8 protein-coding genes are annotated in these 18,285 nt (G+C 69.1%); 2 read left to right on the forward strand and 6 right to left on the reverse strand.

Features of this window, described 5'->3' with window-relative positions; translation table 11 throughout:
• Positions 1-7 precede the first annotated feature (7 nt).
• Positions 8-988, reverse strand: coding sequence for an AAA family ATPase (locus ACZ6SD_RS00900; protein WP_465314803.1), 981 nt, complete (start codon positions 986-988; stop codon positions 8-10).
• A 139-nt stretch (positions 989-1,127) separates the two neighbouring features.
• Between ACZ6SD_RS00900 and ACZ6SD_RS00905 the strand changes: the two genes are divergently transcribed.
• Complete coding sequence (locus ACZ6SD_RS00905; RefSeq protein ID WP_465314804.1) at positions 1,128-3,425, forward strand: Hsp70 family protein; 2,298 nt, start codon at positions 1,128-1,130, stop codon at positions 3,423-3,425.
• Between the two features lie 7 nt (positions 3,426-3,432).
• Here ACZ6SD_RS00905 and ACZ6SD_RS00910 read toward each other — a convergent pair whose 3' ends face one another.
• A complete protein-coding gene (locus ACZ6SD_RS00910) occupies positions 3,433-7,176 on the reverse strand; it encodes an eCIS core domain-containing protein (RefSeq protein WP_465314805.1) in 3,744 nt (1,247 codons plus the stop codon).
• A gap of 612 nt (positions 7,177-7,788) precedes the next feature.
• Between ACZ6SD_RS00910 and ACZ6SD_RS00915 the strand changes: the two genes are divergently transcribed.
• Entirely contained in the window at positions 7,789-8,301 is a 513-nt protein-coding gene (locus ACZ6SD_RS00915) for a toll/interleukin-1 receptor domain-containing protein (RefSeq protein ID WP_465314806.1), read from the forward strand.
• Here ACZ6SD_RS00915 and ACZ6SD_RS00920 read toward each other — a convergent pair.
• The 4 genes from ACZ6SD_RS00920 to ACZ6SD_RS00935 all read right to left on the reverse strand — a co-directional run bounded on the left by ACZ6SD_RS00920 (position 8,278) and on the right by ACZ6SD_RS00935 (position 18,237).
• A complete protein-coding gene (locus ACZ6SD_RS00920; protein ID WP_465314807.1) occupies positions 8,278-8,640 on the reverse strand; it encodes a DUF6596 domain-containing protein in 363 nt (120 codons plus the stop codon). The two genes, ACZ6SD_RS00915 and ACZ6SD_RS00920, sit on opposite strands and share 24 nt — an antisense overlap.
• A gap of 44 nt (positions 8,641-8,684) precedes the next feature.
• A complete protein-coding gene (locus tag ACZ6SD_RS00925) occupies positions 8,685-15,083 on the reverse strand; it encodes a HEAT repeat domain-containing protein (RefSeq protein ID WP_465314808.1) in 6,399 nt (2,132 codons plus the stop codon).
• Positions 15,084-15,206: 123 nt separating this feature from the next.
• Positions 15,207-16,184: a DUF4231 domain-containing protein gene (locus ACZ6SD_RS00930; RefSeq protein ID WP_465314809.1), complete on the reverse strand. Its 978-nt coding sequence runs from the start codon at positions 16,182-16,184 to the stop codon at positions 15,207-15,209.
• Positions 16,185-16,605: 421 nt separating this feature from the next.
• Positions 16,606-18,237: a dynamin family protein gene (locus ACZ6SD_RS00935; RefSeq protein ID WP_465314810.1), complete on the reverse strand. Its 1,632-nt coding sequence runs from the start codon at positions 18,235-18,237 to the stop codon at positions 16,606-16,608.
• Between the last annotated feature and the right edge of the window lie 48 nt (positions 18,238-18,285).

The raw sequence follows: 18,285 nt of genomic DNA on the forward strand, positions 1-18,285 counted from the left end.
GGCGGGCTCACACGCCCACCGGGGCCTGCGGCACGGGCACCGCGGCGAGGATGTTGTCCACAATGGACGCCGCGCTGAAGTTCTGCACGGCCGCCTCCGGGGTCAGCAGCAGCCGGTGGCACAGGACCGGGCGGGCGATGGACTTGATGTCGTCCGCGGTCACGAACGGCCGCCCCTCCACCGCGGCCCGCGCCTGCGCGGCGTTGGCCAGCGCGTTGCTCGCCCGCGGGCTCGCGCCCAGCTTGAGCTGCGCGATCGTGCGGGTGGCGCTGGTGATGCTCACGATGAACGCCTGCAACGCCGGGGCGACATACACCTCGCGCACCGCCTCGATCATCTGCTGCATCTCCTCGATCGTGGTCACCGGCTGCAACTGCTCGGGCAGCCTGCGCGCGATCGAGTCGCCGATGACCCGGACCTCCTGCTCTGGGCTCGGGTAGCCGATGGCCAGGCGCATCATGAACCGGTCCAGTTGCGCCTCGGGCAGCGAGTAGGTGCCCTGCTGGTCGACCGGGTTCTGGGTGGCGATCACCAGGTTCGGCCGCGGCAGCGCGTAGGTCGTGCCGTCCACGGTGACCTGCCGCTCGGCCATCGCCTCCAGCAGCGCCGACTGCGTCTTCGGCGAGGCCCGGTTGATCTCGTCGCCGAGCACGATGTTGGCGAACACCGGACCTTCGCGGAAGGTGAACTCCTGCTTGCCGGTGTCGAAGATCTGCACGCCGATCACGTCCGACGGCAGCAGGTCCGGGGTGAACTGCACCCGGCGCATGGAGCCGCCCACCGATTGGGCCAGCGCCTTGGCCAGCGACGTCTTCGCCACGCCTGGCACGTCCTCGATCAGGATGTGCCCCTCGGCCAGCATGGCGACCACGGCGTTCCACACCACGCCGGACTTGCCGTGGATGAAGTGCTCGACATTGCGGACGAGGTCCTGGGCGCGCCGCTGCACCCAGCCGATCCGCTCGGCCAAGCCGGTGTTGTGCGTCAAGATCGCCCCCGAGGCGCGTGTGAAGTCTGGGTGAGGACGGTAGCGGATCAAGGGTGATCCGCTGTACCGGTTACTGAGTCGGCGGCGGTCCCGCTTTGGTTACGGTTCGATTCGTGATCGAGACCAGTACGGTGGCGCGGTGACCTATCCGCTCGGTGTCGACATCGGCACGACCTACACCGCTGCGGCGCTGTGGCGCGACGGCGGCGTGCAGACGGTGCCGCTGGGCGACCGCGCGAACGCGGTGCCCTCGGTGCTGTTCCTGCGGCCGGACGGCGGCATGCTGATCGGCGAGGCGGCCCGGCGCCGAGGGCTCGCCGAGCCGGAGCGGCAGGCGCGCGAGTTCAAGCGGCGGATGGGCGACGACGTCCCGGTGATGGTCGGCGGCACCGGGTTCGCCGCGCACGAGCTGCTCGGCCGGGTGCTGCGCTGGACCGTGGACAAGGTCGCCGAGTTGCAGGGCGGCCCACCCAGCCACGTCGTGCTCACCCACCCCGCCGAGTGGGGCGGCTACCGGCGCGGGCTGCTCGTCGAGGCCGCGCGCGGCGCGGGCCTGCCGTCGGTGGGCCTGCTGCCCGAGCCGGTCGCCGCGGCCACCTGGTACGCCGCGCAGGAGCGCGTCGAGCCGGGCGCGCTGATCGGCATCTACGACTTCGGCGGCGGCACCTTCGACGCCAGCGTCGTGCGCAAGACCGCCACCGGCGTCGAGATCCACGGCGAGTCCGGCGGCGACGACTCCATCGGCGGCGTCGACTTCGACCACGCCCTGTTCCGCCACGTCGGCGCGGCGGCGGGCATCGACGTCACCGCGTTCGACCCGGCCGACCGCGCCACCGCGGCGGGCCTGGCGCAGCTTCTCCAGTCCGTCGTGGACGCCAAGGAGGCGCTGTCCACCGACACCGAGGCGCTGATCTCCGTGATGCTGCCCGGCGTCACCCGCCAGGTCCTGGTCACCCGCGCCGAGTTCGAGGCCCTGATCCGCCCCCGCGTCGAGGCGACGGTCGGCGTCTTCGGCCAGGTCGTCACCCGCGCGGGCGTAGACCCGACCCGGCTGCACGCGGTCCTGCTGGTCGGCGGGTCCAGCCGCATCCCCCTTGTGCGCCAACTGCTTTCGCGAGAACTGGGCATCCGCATCGCCGTGGACGCCCACCCCAAGTACACGGTCAGCCTGGGCGCCGCGATCGCCGCGGCCCCCCGAGTCGTGCCACCGCCCGCATACCGCCCCCCGCCACCGCCGCGCCCCCCGTCGATGCCACCGCCCCCACCGGTCGCGGTGGTCGAGCGAGTGGACCTGGCTCGGACCGGCCTGACCGGCGCCACCGACGTGCGAGTCGCCCTCGGCCCCGCCACCGTCGCCGTGCGCACCACCGAGACCGCGGGCTCCCGCTCCCGCGGCCGGTGGACCGCGCTGGCCACCATCGCGGGCATCGCGGCCGTCGCCGCAGGCGTGGTCTTCTTCGCCACCCGCGACACCGGCGAAGCGCCGCCCCCCGGCGGCCAGTCCCAGATCGCGCCGTCCCCGGTCGCCCCCGCCGCGGGCACGGCCCGGCTGTCCGGCGCCCTGATCACCGCCCCGGACGGCCCGGACGCGGCCCGCTCGGTGGCGCTTTCGCCCACGGGCCAACAGGTCGCGGTCGGACTGTCGGACCGCCAACAGCCCCGAGCGTGGGTCGACGGCGCCCCCGCCGACGTCCCGTTCGAGAACCAGGGCGCCCTGACCGACGTCGTCGCGGGCCAGGGCAAGCTCGTCGCCGTCGGCTGGACCGGCACCGGCCCGGCCCGCCGCCCCGCGGTGTGGACCTCGCCGACCGGCACGGCATGGACGCTGGCGCCGCCCACTGGCGAGATCGCCCCCGGCTCCCCGGTCAAGGAACTCACGGCGGTCGTCGTCGCCCCGGACGGCAGACTGCTGGCGTTCGGAGTGGACCGCGGCACGGACAAGACGGCAGGCGACGTGGCGGTCTTGGCCTCCCCGGACGGCGTCTCATGGACCAGACTGCCCGCCACCGGCTTGAGCGGCCCGGGACCGCAGACCGTGTCGAGAGCCGCCCGCACCTCGGACGGCCTGGTGGCCGTGGGCGCGGCACTGGCAGGAGCTCGCCAAGGCCCAGCGGTGTGGGTCTCGGCGGACGGCGTCACCTGGCAACAGTCCCCGTACGTCCCGGACGACACCCCGACCCTGACGGGAGTCACGCAGGCCCAGGACGGTTCCCTGTGGACATGCGGCTCGGTCGGCGCCACGGACAAACCCGCGATCGGCTGCTGGCGCCAGGCGAACAAGCAGCAGTGGGAACGATGGGACGCACGGCCCGAGTCAGGCGCGCCTGTTCCCCTGTACGGCTATGCCCTGGTCACCACACCGAACGGGATGCTGCTGGCAGGTGTCGGTCGGTCTGATTCGGCCACGGACGCGGCGGTCTGGAGGATGGGGCCGTGACTCCTGGTCATGGCCGTTCGAGTCCGGCTCTGGGCAGCTCGAAGTTCGTGAACCGGTAGATCGCGTCGATGTTCATCTCCAGGATCGCCGCACGGACGCGTGGAGCAGGCGTGACCGAGTCGCTGACCGACGCTTCTGCCTCGAAAATCGACATCCGGGAGACTCCAGGCATGCTCGCGTCGAGCTGATACTTGACTATATAGAGCCTCGGATAAGGCGGACCGCTGTGCGGTTGCGCCCTGGCGGTGAGGTGGAAGACAGCACCGGGAAGCCGGTCGGCGTAGATGCCGCGGATAATTTCCTCGATGTGCTTGTTCTGAATGCGGCTGTTGAGGGTGCCAGGGGCATAGAAGATGCCGTGCGGCGACTCCTCGCCGAACCCCTGTCCCACTAGGTGAGCGCGCACCCACCCGGACGGCAGGCCGACCTGGCCTGGTGACAGCAGCACTCCTTCGAAACCAGCGCGGCCAGGAGGGGCGCCCAGGTTCATCACGATCACGACCTCATTCGGTCCGTCCGCGATGTCTGGGAGAACGTATCCGGCGCCGTCCCAGGTCGGGTTGACCGTTGCCCTCAGGTGCGCCTGATGTCCTTGTGGGAGGGTGGCATCCACGATCAGTTCGAGGGTGGCCAGCCGGTGCCGGTTCTTGATGGTCTCGAACGCGGCCCGCCGTTGCGCCTCGTCGAACTCGGTCCGCGCGATCGGCTCGGCCTCGGCCACAGCCGCTTGGAGCGCGGCCATGAGTTGGTCCTGGGTACGCGTGTCCTCGGCGGGCGGTGTTCGCGCCGGCGGTTCTTCCGCGCCAGGAGGTGGGGGCTCGTCTTCGCGCCCGCCGCCGCGAAGGGCGTTCAGTGCCGCGGCCCCTAGGCGCATGGCCTGCTCGAACAGCCAGTCCAGGGCCTGGTCGATCATCTCGCGGAGGCCGCCGATGATCTCCACGATCTTCTCCGGGACGTTGCCGATGCCGACCTGGTTGGCCAGGAAGCCGATCGCGACCGGGATGGCGTGGGCCAGGCCCATCTTGATCTTCTCGGCGCCGGGGCCGACGTTGCCCGCGGCGACCTGGGCGAAGGTCAGCACGTACTCGTTGACGATGGCGAGGATGTCGCGCAGGTATTCGATGCCGGACTGGATGGCGTTGAACAGGGCCTGGGCGCTGCGGATCACCGCCATCACGCCGGTGGGGTCGAGCATGGAGATCAGCCGCGCGGTGACCGCCTGGACGATCTCGGTCATGACCCAGTCGCGGGCCATGCCGATGATGGTGTCCCACAGGTTCCCGAGCTGATCGACCACATAGGACCAGATCGCCGAGACGCCGTGTTCCTGGACGTCCTTGATGAACGCCCACGCGCCCTGCACGTGGTCGATGCCCGCGCGCAGCATCTGGGCGCGTTCCTCGCCGATGTGCTGGCCGAGTTTGCGCCACAGCATGTCGACGCTGACGCCGAGGACCTGCACCACCAGGGTCAGGATCGACTGGAGCGACAGGTCGGCCGGGACCGTGACGCCGATCTGGCCCAGGCCGCGGAAAAGCCACGCGCTCAGGCCCTGCACCAGGAAGGTCAGGATCTCGTCGAGGAAGCCGACGAACCCGTTCTTCAGCGCCAGCATCATGTTCTTGAGGAAGGCCACCGGGTCGCGCTTGATGTCCTCGATGGCGGCCATCGCGTTGTCGATGATGCTGCCCATCAGGTCCGACGGGAAGTTCATCAGCCGCAGGATCAGGGTGATCACGACCTGGATCACCTCGGCGGCGAACTCCACCAGCCTGCCCAGCGGCTCGCCGAACTGGTCGAGGATGCGGTCGAACGCGCCCAGCGGGTTGAGCAGGTCGTCCAGCGACAGCGTGTCCCAGATGCCGCGGAACGTGGCGACGATCATTTCCCACGAGATGCCCAGCCGCGCGATGGCGCCCTCGATCCGGGCGGCGGCCTCGCCGATGACCCCGGCCTCGGCGAGCTGGGTGTAGGTTGCCTCGCCGCCGGGCATCAGGGTGATGAACCCGCGAATCAGGTTCTCCGCGGTGCGGGGGACCGCGGCCCCGGTGAACGGGTTGCGGCCCAGGATCACCGTCAGCAGGTGGAACCCGGGGATCTCGTGCGCGTGCTCGCTCAGCCAGCCGAGCAGCGACTGCTTCACCAGCTCCAGCACCTTCGCCATGATCGTCACCGCGAAGTCCGCGATCCGGCGCACCAGGGCGAACGCGCGCTGCGCCAGGGCGGGCAGCGTGTCGAGCAGGTTCGGCAGGTTCGCGGGCTGGATCGCCGCCCACGCGTCGCGGAACAGCGCGATCAGGTCGGTCCCGATGCCGGTGAACGTGGCGAACTGGGCGTCGAGCCAGTCGGCGGCCTGCTGCAGCGCGCCGCGCTCGGTCAGCTGCGCGAGCCGCTGCTCCTGGCCGATGAGCCGCAGGAAGTCGGCCAGGATCTCCACGGTCGGCGCGCTGACGTCCTCGCCGCGCAGCGGGTCGTGGTGCAGCACCTTGCGCGCCAAGTCCCAGACCGGCTTGATCTCGGGGGTCTGCAACACCGGCTCGGCGACCTCGGCGATCACCGAGCGGACGAGCTCGATCACCCGGTCCACCAGCGCCCGGATGGCCGCCGTGGCGTCGTCCAGGATGCCGTTGACGTGGCGGCGCAGCATGGCGGCGTTGCCATCGATGCCCTCGCTGATCGACAGCTCCGACCAGGCCGACTCGATCTCGCGGCCCACCCGGTCGAGGGTCAGGTCGTGCGCGGCGAGTTCGCCGGAGACCACGGAGAACACGTCGTCCAGCACGTCGATCGTGCTGAGCAGGTGCCCGACCGCTGGCCCGAACGGGCCGTAGGTGAGCAGGTCCTCGATCAGCTGCTCGCGGCCGACGTGGACGGGCTGGTCGGTCAGCGGGTCGACGCCGATGAGCTGGGTCAGCATGGTGTAGCCGGGAATGGCCGACACAGCGTGCCGCACGCCGTCGAGGATGAAGTCCGGGATCAGGTCGCCCAGCAGCGAGTCGTCTTCCCGCTGGACTTCGGTGTCGCGCTGGGCGGTCACCGCTTCACGCTGGATCGCCCGCGGCGCGCTCGGCGCGACCATCCGGGCGATGCGGGGGTCCGGGCTCGGCGTGATCGGCGCCTGCTCGACCGGGCCGGAACCGCGGGCGGCGGCGAGTTCGCGGCCGGTGCGGTAGGCGACCTGCTCGTCGCGGTCGTTCGGGTCGCTCACCGTGAGCCCGGGTGAGACCTGCCGCCCGGCGACCGCCCCCGAGGACTGCTGCAAGGTGTGGGTTAGCTCGTGGGCGAGCACCTCGTAGCCGTCGGCGGTGGCCGGGTTGTAGACGCCCGTGTTGAAGAAGATGTCCTGCCCGCTGGTGAACGCCCGCGCCCCAAGCTGAGTGGCCAACTCGGCCGCCTCCGCGTCGTCGTGGATGCGGACATCGCCGAGCCGCGCGCCCAACCCGCCCTCGACCTCAGCCCGCACCTCCGGCGGCAGCGGCTTACCACCCCCCGCCCGGGCACTGATCCGCGCCGCGATCGCCTCCCCCGGCGCCGCGGCGCCCCCCTCATCGGCGAGCAACCGAGCGATCATCGCGTTCCCCGCGGACGGCGGCAACATCGTCGCCACCGCGGACCGCCCCGCGCCCCCAGAAGCCAGCGCGGCCGACATCGACCGCATCGACACCGCCTGGGTGACCGTCGGCACGACCGCGGCGACCGGAGCCTGGACGGCCTGCTCCTGCGTCGCGCGCAGACGGTGACTCCCAGGCATGGCGGCAGTATTCCCGACCCAGGCAGCCCAGGACCAGACAATCCTGACGCTGATCAGAAACCGGCCGAAGGCACGTCAACCAGACACCTGACAGGTGGTGATCTCGCGAGTCATCAACCGGCCAGCCGCTTCCTCAGCGGCATGAGCGGATGTTCGCAAGATGGTAAATCTGTGGTTGCGACCGTTTGGCAGTCGGCAGGAGAACCGCGCAGATCGAGATGGGGCAGCCGAACCGGCTCCTGCACCGCCCTCGCCATGAGGCGTTTATCCTGAGCGACCTATGGCAGCGCTAGTCCGACAACTGGTGGCGTGCCCCGTCCGGCTGAACGACTTCACCCACAGCATCACCATCACCACTACCGACGACGCCGCGCCAACTATGATCTGGTCATGAATAGGTGCACGGCCCCGGTTCAGGGCCATCGAACCGCCAGCGGAGCTGCGGCCTGCCCTGCATGCGGCGGCCGAAGGTTTGGATACTACTCGCCGCCTCCATCCTCCCACTCGTCGTTGGGCTACACGCCGCGCGGTGGCGGTGGGGGCGGCGCGAGCGGCGGGGGTGGGTCCGTCGGCCGCAGTACGCGGCCGAGGTGGTCGCCGAGTAGCTCGGCCGTGACTTACACACCTGACCAAGTCCGGGCACTGACTCCCTACCGCCGCACGCTCGAGTTGAGAGTTCAGCGGCCCGAACTTCGCGACCTTTTCCTCTGCCATGCGTGGGACGACCGGCGCGGTGCCGCTACGGAGCTAAACGACCTGCTCGAAGCCGCAGGCGTGTCGGTCTGGTTCAGCGAAAAGGACATCTTGCTCGGCCAGCCGTTCATGCGAGAGATCGACAGGGGCCTAGCGAAGTCGCGGGTGGGGCTCGTCCTTATTACCCCTGCGCTGCTAAAACGCGTCGACAATCGGGGGGTCTCTGATAAGGAGCTCTCGGAGCTTCTAGCGCGTGACCTGCTAATACCTGTCGTGCACGAGACGACCTACGAAGAGATCCGAAAAGTCAGCCCTTTGCTTGGCTCCCGAAACGGGTTGGACACGGCGGAAGATTCGATGGAGGTCATTGCCACCAAGATCGCCGAGTTGGTCGCGCCTGATGACGAGCTAGTATCCGTTAAGAGCGACTGAGGACGACCTGACCGTCGACATTCGCAGCGCTCGTTCATCGGCATGAGCGCGTGTCAACCGCGCTCGATCAGCGGCACGGTCCCAGCGGGTCCGGTCCTGGTCACGCAGCAGCACCAGCGAGCCGTCCGTCCCAATGCGATCGGGACAGCGCGAGGAGATGAGCAGCATCAACGCCAGCAGCCAGCCCAGCCGGCAGCATGAGCGGAAGTTGTATATGGCACGTCCGTTATACGCAGGTCGTCGTCTTTGATCGGCGGACGGTTGTTGGCGGCGACCAGATCTCGGGTGGTGATAGTCTCCAGTGTCTAGCCGTGGTCGGGAGCGGGCCCGTTGGCTCATTGTCCTGTCGCCGTCGCCGCGAACGGTGATTGTTGGTGCCTGTCTCAGGAGATCTCTTCAGCCTCGCCTGACGCGTGCCCGGCGGCGCTCGTCGCCCGCACCAGCCACTGGAGCCATTCTTGGTCACTGGCTGTGAGGTAGGGCGCTCCTTGCGTCGCGTCCGCCAGTGCCGTGGGTTCGAGCAGACCAGCGCTGGCGCGAGCCGCGGCGACCTGGAACATCCGAAAGGAAAAGGTGTCGTCCGGCTCGTCGTGGAGCGCTTGGATAAGCTCGGCCGAGAACTGGGGGGAAGGGTCGGTGACGCTGCGCAAGGAGCACAAGAGGAAGCGAAGGTGCGGGTCGGGATCCGTGATGGCATTGGCGATCCAGGCCGGGTCGTCCATGCGAGCCAAGCCCTGGAGCGCGAGCCGTCGAACGGCGGGGCACACGTCGTGCATGGCCGAGAGCAGCAGAGGCCTGGTCTCCGGCGTGGCGCCTGCGTTGCCGAGGACATTGGTCAGTGACGCCACTCGGATAACGTCGTGGCACGGCGCTTGCTCCTGCAGAACGGCTGTCACGTCCGGGTTTTCGCTCCACCAAGACGCCAGGAGCAGAAGATCCCCGACACGCCGGACGGTGCGCAGTAAGGAGTGATCGGGAGGAGCGACGGGTTCATTGCCGCTCAGGCGTTCGCGAGCCATGTAGTGCAGCCACTCGAACGACGAACACACGGCCCAGCCGAGAGCGTCCCGCGTCCGGTTGTCGACGGGCCAGCCGGTGACCAACTCCCGGATGGCTCCGTTATGAAGGACGATTTCCCGGTCTCGCGCGGCTTCGAGTAGGACCTCCTGCGTCTCCGGGGTGCGCCACAGCGCAAGCAGGTCGACTGCGTGCTTCCGTTCCGATCGGTTCGGCCCGAGCGCTGCCCTGCGAAGCATCGCAACCCTGGCGCGCGAGTCAGAGTCCACTTCCGTCTGTCGCCGCATCACCATCGTGCGAACGTTCTCGTTTTCGTCGGTGGCTGACTGAGCGAACGCCAGTTCGGTCTCCGGCCAATCGGGCCACCGTCGTGCCAGGACTTGAAGAGCCTCATGGCGGACCAGCCAGTCCGCAGATCTCGTCGAATCCAGCACCACCTGCCTGGAGGTCGAGGCGTCGGGAAAGCGCAGGTCGCAATCGCGGATTCGTTCGAGTGCGATAGATCGCGGACTCGTGGTCGTCGCCGCAGGTGAGACAGCCTCCGACTGTAGGCGCATCCGAGCGTAGCGGGCGAATTCCTTCACGGACCTGACGTCGTCGGTTTCTGCCTCCTCGACGGCTGTTAACGTCGCTGTGTGTCGTGGCCACCCGATTATCAGGGCTTCCAACGCGGTTTGCCGGTTGCGCGCATTATAATCATGAAATGCCGAACTGAGGCATTGTAAAGTCTTCGGCTCGTCAAGATGGCACGTGGCAACGATTCGAATCGCCGAAAATCGTACCCCCGAATCGGGATCAACGAGCGAACGAACGACGGGTTCGAACGATGACGCGGCCACCGGCCGGGATTCGACGAGAAGGTTCAGAGCAGTGTATCGAACCACGTTGTGCAAGTCTTCCAAGGCGCTCCGGATCGCCTCGTGCGATTCAGCCGAATCAGGCCACCGCGCCGCGCGTACCTCGAGATCGACTATGCGAGCCTGGAAATTCGGATGATTCCCGGCGTACCGCAGGATGGACTTCACCCGATGTTCGTGCACGATCGAGGTCAAAGCGAACTGGACCGCCAACCGGATGCTGGCGCTGGTGTCACGGATGCCGATGCGGAACAGGTCCTCGTCGTCATCGGTGATCGACAACAGCCGGGCCAGTCGGTCCGCGCCCAACTGCCGGGCGACGACGTCGGGATGGCGCAGGTCCGCAGCCCGGCAAGTTTCCTCGAAGGCGTTGCTGTCCGCCGCTCCACGCTGCAGTTCCCACGCTGCCACGGCCACTGTCGGATCGTGATCACGGCGGCCGATCGCCAGCAGATCCCGGACTCGGCTGTCGTGCGGCCGGTTGGTTGCGAGGCCGCGCAAAACCTGTACACGAAGACTGCGCGCGGGATCCCGCGCGCAGTCCGCCAGCGCGGTGAACGTCGACTCCTCGTCCGGATAGGCACCCCACAGTGCGGCGCAGGCGGCCTGGCGAACGTTCTGCTCCACGTGGTGCAGGGCCGCTCGGAGGCTCGTGCGGAACTCCGGCTCGTCGTGCCACCGCAGGCAGAGCGTGTCGAGAGCCAGCCGCCGCACCGTCCAGTCGGTGTCGGTCATGGCCGCGGTGGCCGCCCGGCGGACCACCGTGACATCCGGCTCGGTGACGATCAGTGACTCGAGCGCCAGCCGCCGGATCCCCGCGGACGGATCGGTGAGCCCGCGTCCGCGCGCGTTGCTCGTTTCGTCGTGGTCCGGCCACGCCGCCAGCAGTACAGCGAGACCGCACCAGCGGACGTTCGGATCTTCGTCGCGGGAAAACCGGGTGACCAGGCTCAGCGCATCCGAGAACTCGTCGCGGCGGGCGCTGATTATTTCGGCGGCCACGAGACGGACGTCCGGATCGGGATCGTCAATCGCGGCCCGGACCGTGGACACGGCACCTTCGCCGAACTCGGATCGGGCCGTGGTGCGCAGACCGGCCCGGCGCATCGCCGAGGTTCGGGTGGCCGGGGCGGACGCTTCGACCGCTTCAGTCGTCACAGTGCAGGCGAGCGCTCCCGCCCAGTGTCGTAGCCAGGGGTCGGGATCGTAGATGGCCGCATCGACGACGGCGGTGAGCTCGTCGGCGCCGGACGCCAGGCTCGCCGATATGGTTGTCGCCGTGTACCGCACCGAGTCGTCGGGATCACGCCGGCCCCGGTGCAGGGCGCGGACCGTCTCGGTCGCGTCTGGCCAACGTGAAGCCAGTGATTCCAAGGCCGACCGGCGCAACCTCCAGGAGCGGCTCCGGGCCGCCCGCTGCAGGACCCGCATTGTTTCGGGCCGCTCGCCCCAGAACCGTGCCGCGACTTCGACGGCCTGCCGGCGGACGATTTCGGCGGGGTCCTCGCACAGGCGCAGCACGACCAGCCGGAAGCTGGAGAGCCGTGGTGTCACGCCCGACAGGCTTTTCAGGGCGGTCGACCGGACAGCGGGACTCGGATCGGCGATCCCGTGGTGGAGGGCCAGCCCGCCGTACTCGGCAGCGTTCGACACGAGGGTTTCGAGCGCGGCTCGCCGAGCATCGGCGACCGGGTCTTCGGCGACGACCGACTCCAGGATGGCGATGTACTCCGCCGGGTGACCAATCGGATCGGACCACGCGGTCAAGGCCGCGACGCGAACGTCGCCGTCGTAGTCGTTCTGGGCGTGCTTCAGTACTTCGGCCACTTCCGGGTCGTCATGCCACCGCTGGGCCATGACCCGGACCGCGGCGAGTCGCACCTTCGGGTCGGTGTCCCGGATGGCCTGGAGGGCGGTGTCGACGGACACGGCATCCTCCGGCCATCGGCTGGCCAGCAGTTCGACAGCCGTCTGCCGGACGTCCTCGTCACTGTCCCGCGCTGCGGCGTGCACGCGGTCGAACGCCGCGGGGTTGGTGGCGAAGCGCGCCACTACCGAACGGAGTGCCGACCGCCGCACCTTCCACGCGGGGTCGGAGCAAGCGTGCAGCAGCAGCGCCATAGTGTTCTGGGGGTCGGTGGCGCTGGAGGCCAAGGCGGTTATGGCCGCATCGCGGACGGACGGGCTGGCGTCGCCACGCAGCGCGCGGGTCACGGTGGGCCACGCCGCTGGCACCTTGTTCGCGTGCTGGGCCAGTGCTTCGATCGCCCGGCTGCGCACATCCGCGTCCGCATCCTTTACGGCGCGCAGCATCAGGTCGTGCGTCCGCTGGTCGTCCGGCCAGTTGGTGACCAGAAGGTCGAGGCAGGTGCGGCGGACGAACGCCTCCTCGTCTGCCAGGCCCTCCGCGATGAGCGGGATGGTTTCCGCGGCTGTCTTCCAGGACTGGGTGATGCCCAGGAGCGCAGCCTCTCGCTGCTGGGGGATGCCGCTGTGGGCAGTTTCGTGGAGGAGATCGCGGACTTGGTCGTCGTTCTGGAACAACGCGGCCAGAAATCGCGCGCCGAGCTTTGCGGCGGGGGTGATGGTGGCGTATCGGCCGCGCTGCACGAACCAGTGGTGGAACGCGGCGCGCCCGGGCCAGACGGAAACCGCGTTGAGCGCCGGGAGGACAGTCTTTTCTAGGTGGGACTCGCGGACGTCGTCGCCGAACGACCGCTTCGGTGACTCGAGCAGCTCCATGATCGCCCGCAGGGTGTCTTCGGCCGCGCTGGCCGCAGCGTTCACGTTGCGGATCTCGGCGATGCACTGTGCGGCCAGCGCGACTGTGGCAAGCGGCCGCCGGTCCAACGCCGACGATCGGTGGGTGCCGGTGCTGCGGAGGAGCCGGTGGACGAGCCGGGTGGCCACAGTCGCGTCGACCATACCGACAATCAGCCGAAGCACCTCGGCCCACGCCGGGTCCTCGCTGCGCGGCAGGATGACCTGTTCAACCAGGTCGTCTTCGGACAAGGTTTGTGCCTTCTCGAATTGGTTGACGACGTCACCGGCGCTGAAGAACTCCAGCAAGGCGCGATGAACAAACCCGTAGACCCCCGAGCCGTACCGGGCGAAGATGAAGTTGCGTTCGCGCAGCTGCCTGACCATCGCCGTGCTGATCGCGGCGGCCTTCGCCGGTTCATAGCGGAAACGCTCGACCAGGTAGTTCTCGATATCCTGGAGCAGGTCGCTTTCCAGCAAGCTGTTGCCTGCGAACCCGTGGCTCCCCACCTGCATCCGGATGGCCAGCTTGCGCAGCAGCTCCTTCTTGTCGTCCTCGCGGATGACGTCCGCGTCGATGTCTTCGTCGACCAGGTGCTTGTTGACGTCCCAGTGCTGGACGAGCACCGAGGCCGCGTGGTCGTAGACCTTCCAGCGTTCCCGAGGCAGCTCCTGGTGCTTGCCGATGATCGCGAGGATGGTGAGCAGCAGAGGGTTGCCAGCCAGCTCGCGAATGGGCGCGGAGTCGTTGATCGCCCGGGTGAGCCGCTCCCGGCGCATCTCGATGGCAGCCGGCCGGTCGTGCAGCGCGAGCTGGTACCACCGGCGTAAAAAGACGTCGACCTTGTTGGTGTCCAGGTCCTGCACGGTGTACTGCACGAAGCCAGCGCCCCGGAAGATCCGCGGCCGGTAGCCGACGACCCGCGAGGTTACGATCACCCGCACAGTCGGGAATTGCGCCGCGAACCCGGCGATGCGGCGGGAGACCGTCTCGCGCAATCGCGGCTCGAAGATCTCGTCCAGGCCGTCGAAGACAACCAGGACACGCCCATCGTCGCGGAGGAAGGTCTCGACCGTCGCCTCGTCGATCCCCAACCCGTCGGTGCGCCTGCGGTAGTCGAGGTAGCTGCCGAAGGTTTCGTAGTCGTCGCACTTGAGCGCGTAGTCGCGCAGTTCGATGAGGATCGGCCGCAAGCCCTCGAGGGCGGCAAGCGCCGGCCCAGTGCGCTGTTCAGCCAGCGCCAACGCCAGATACCGGGCGAGGGTCGACTTGCCCGCGCCGGGATCCCCGAGCAGCACACACGTGCGGGCTAGGGGCGAGGTGAGCCCATCGAACGCACTGCGGGCGGGCTGGCGCCGGTACGAATCGCGGGTTTGCTCCACGAGGTGCCGGTCCAGCCCGGCAGGCAGTTCCGAGTTGGCCGGATCCGCCGCCTCGGCGAGCTTGCGCAGCAGTTCCTTAGGCAGCTCAGTGTCCGGCATGTCCTCCCGGACATCCGGTTCGACGAAGACATCCCTCAGCGCGATCTGTAGGTGCTCATCGCGGTCGGGCGGGGTGAGCGCTTCGAGATCGAGACGCTGGTACTCCTGGATCAGGCGCGTGCAGTACGCCTCCCACGCGGCGTCCGACCCCACCGTGATCCCGTGCCGCTCCCGCAGGTGCCGGCCGACCGCCTCGGCGACCTTGGCCCGGAGGTCGTCTTCGGACACGAACGTGTCGCACACGTGGGTGTCGAGGACGTGATCGCGGAAGGTGTCGATCAGGGTGGAGTCCCTGTCCATGGCCGAGCGTTGCCACATTGCGTCGGGGTCCAGCACGAACATCAGCCGCGGCACGCCCGCTTCACCGGCGGTGCGGTACTCGAGTTCGGTGATCGAGGCTGTCTCCTGCGCCGGCACGAAGCCGTACCGCCAAGCCAGGACACCCACATAGACGTCAGCCGACCGGACGTCGTCCAAGCAGCGGTCGAGGGGCCGATCCTCGCCTGCGGCGTAGGTCTCCATGGCGATGTCGTCGAGACCCATCCGCTGTAAGGCGATCCGGATCGCGCTGCGGCAGTGCTTGAGGTCCTGGTAGGTCGAGGACACATAGACCCGTGGTGCGCTCACGCGGACTCGGTGCGGCCGTGAGGCGGGGTTTTCGCTCATCGCTCCTTCAAGACGCCGGTGACGCGTTTCGAGGTCCGTGCTTGTCGTAGTTGAGGTCGAGCACGGCCACGTTAAAAGATTCGACCAGGTGATCGTCATGACGCCGGACGGGCAACCCTTGGCTCAGGGAGTGGCCCGCGTGCGGGAAGCCCGCCACATGGTGTGCTCGCGGCTGATGGCCTCTTCCGCGTCAGCCACTTCGGCGGCCCAGGTCGCTTCATCGGTCTCCAGCATGAGGCGGTCCTCCACGATCCGCAGTTCCATTGCGGCATACGCGTAGGCGCGAGCCAGCGTCGCGTACTGCTTCGCGCCCGACCACGCCGCCGCAGCCGCGATCAGCGCACTCGCGACGCCCGCCAGGTCGAAGGAGACGAACCCGAACGCCCGCGCGAAGGCGGCGACGATTCCAACGGCGGTGATGACGTACAGGATCCTCCGCGCGCTGCGCGCGTGATAGTCGTTAGCCTCGGACCAGCCCTCGTACCACGCCCGTTGCTCGTGGATGCGATCGGAGAGGTAAGCGGCTCGGCGGGTCGCGAGGTCAGAAGCACGCAACTCGCACATCGCGTCGCTGACGCTGGGGCGGCTGGGCACCGGGATGTCACTGGTCGGGCCGTCCTTCAGCAGCGTCTCGGTCTGGTCGATGAACCGCCGGGTCACCGCGGCTTCGTCTGCGCCGAGCGGAAAGGGCAAGCCGCCGACGGCGTACCGCCAGCCCATGCTCTTCGCCGACTCGGCCAGCGCCCGGCCGTCGTACCATCGGGTTTCCGGGGAGTCGGCGCGGAAGTGAAGTTCGAGGAACAGGATGCCCAGCAGTGCCACTCCGGTGATCACGGCCATGACATCGACGGGACCGACGCGCACGGTGAACGCCCCGCCAGCGGCCGCGAGGATCGCCAGCGCCAAGCGGGCTCCCAGCCCTCGCAGGTGATCCCGCTGCCCGCGCAGGGACATCGAGTCGGCAACGTGGAACAAGCCGGGCAAGCCAGTGGGCGGCAGCGACTTGCCGATGGACGTCATCCGGGCTCCGTTCTCGGCTTGACCGGGAAGTCGCGAAACAGCGTCGAGTGCGATGCCGCGCACGAGCAGCCAGTCTCGCATGGCGATATCGGAGGGTGGCTACCGAGCGTTACCCCCGCCCCGTGATCCCGGTGGTGACGGAAGTCGCGGTCGGGTTTCACCGATCCAAGCTACCGCGACCGTCAACCACGTCCAACCAACAGCAGCGGTCCCAGCCGCGACCAACGACATCCCGCGCGAATCCTCCTGCGGCGCCCACTATCTAAACCCGAACTGGTCGGCGACGTTGAACACCTCGAACTGTTCGCAGAGGTCTACGCCCTACAAGACGATGACGTCCACATGGCGTGACAACACTACGAACGGACCGAGGCTCATCGGTAGATGAGTGTGTTCACGGGGCCCGCGTGAAGCACCAGGGGCGTTGGTCGGGTTTGAACCGCTGCGCTTCCAGGAAGATCTGTAGTAGGCGCGGTTGGGCGGTGTCGCTCGCGACCGGGGGTCAGTGCGGGCGGGGACGGTATGGGTGTCTGATGACCACGGTCCGGTCGTCGCTCGGGTTGGGTCGTGGGAGTTGGGTGGTCGGGCCGTCTTGGGTGGGTGGCGGCCGCGGTGGGGAGTGGGCGGGGGCGGGCCACGACGGGGCAGGTGGGGGGCGGTGGGGCGCGGGGTGTCGCAGGGTTTCGCTGAGGCCTTCGCAGGTGCGTTGGAGGATCTGCGCCGCCCGGGACAGCGCTGGGTCTGACAGCGGGTTCTGCGCGACTCGCCGCCAGTGTTCCAAGTGGCCGGTCACTACGGCGAGGGCGGTGTCTGGGGGTGAGTCGGGGCTGAGGTTGAGGCGGGCCACCGGGTCCATGCCTTGGCCGCCGAGGAGGCGTTCCATGGCTGCCAGTTGCGGGGCTGGTGCGGGCACGCCGCCGAGGCGCAACTCGGTCAGTAGGCGCAGTTCGGCGAACTCGTGGGCGCTTGCTCGCAGGCGTTCGACGCCGTGTCGCAGGCGGTTCGCCGCTGGGATGGGGTCTTCGCGGGTCAGGGCCTCGATCACGCGCAGGGCGTTATCGGCTTTGAGGATGTCGCGCCGCTGGGCGAACTGGGTGAGCAGCAGGTCGCGCAGGGCGGTCAGGCCGCTGTGGTCGCGCAGCACTACGCGCAGCTCGTCGGCCGACGCGGCGCCCGCGCGGATGGCGTCCAGGCAGACCCGCACGCCGTAGAGGCCGAGCAGGTCGAGCAGCCGCCGCCGGACCTCGGGGGGCACCCGCACCGACCGCGACGGCGCGACGAACCGGGCCGCCGACAGCAGCGACGGCGCGGTCACGGCCGGGTCGATCGCGGCGAGCGCGGCCAAGTCGGCGAAGTCGGTGTCGTCCAGGGCCGCGGCGGTCTCGGCGAGCAGCCCGGCGACCGGCACGACCGTGTGCACGAGGCCGCGCACCCGCGAGTCCGCCCGGTACGCGGCGGCGACCCGCGCCGCGACCGCAAGCGGCTCGCCCTGGCCGCCGCCCAGTTCGTCCACACGGGACAGAACGCCGATCGCGTTGACCGGGCTGGCCTCGCCGACCCCGTTGTCGCTGAACGCGTCCAGGAAGTCCACATCGGACGAATGCAGGTGCCGCAGCAGGTACAGCACCGCGTCCACACCGGTCCGCTCGCCGAGCAGGTCTTGGGTGCGCCTGCCCGCGGACTCGGTGAGCGAGCCCATCCCGGGGGTGTCCACGAGCGTCATCCGCGACAGCCACTCGCTGGGCACAGCGACCTCGATCCGGTCGAGGTCCTCGGCCGCGCGGCCCGCCAGGTCTGGCGCGCTCTGGCCGTCCGCGCCGGTGAACGCCAGCCCGACCGGCGCGCCGGACCGGGGGAACGCCGTGGCCATCGGCCGAGGGCCGTCGGCGTACCAGGTCACGACTTTCGTGCACTCGCCCGCGTCCGTCGGCGCGACCCGCGCGCCGACGAGCGCGTTGAGCAGCGTCGACTTCCCAGCCTTGACCCGCCCCGCGATCGCCACCCGCAGCGGCCCGTCGAGGTGCCGGGCCACCTCGTGCAGGGCGCGCTGGCCGGGCCTGCCCTGATACGCCGCGATCGCCTCGCCCAGCAGCGACCGGACCCGCGCGGGCAGCGGCACGGCGGCCGGGCTCACCGGGCCGCCTCACAGGTTCGGTGGCCCCGCGTGCCCACGCACTGTGCC

The sequence above is a fragment of the Actinokineospora sp. NPDC051303 genome (genome assembly GCF_055586285.1).

Bases quoted from the DNA above. Each gene is read 5' to 3' on its own strand.
- ACZ6SD_RS00920 (WP_465314807.1), bottom strand. From the start codon at position 8,640: ATGAGCCAACGGGCCCGCTCCCGACCACGGCTAGACACTGGAGACTAT.
- ACZ6SD_RS00925 (WP_465314808.1), bottom strand. From the start codon at position 15,083: ATGAGCGAAAACCCCGCCTCACGGCCGCACCGAGTCCGCGTGAGCGCA.
- ACZ6SD_RS00930 (WP_465314809.1), bottom strand. From the start codon at position 16,184: ATGCGAGACTGGCTGCTCGTGCGCGGCATCGCACTCGACGCTGTTTCG.
- ACZ6SD_RS00910 (WP_465314805.1), bottom strand. From the start codon at position 7,176: ATGCCTGGGAGTCACCGTCTGCGCGCGACGCAGGAGCAGGCCGTCCAG.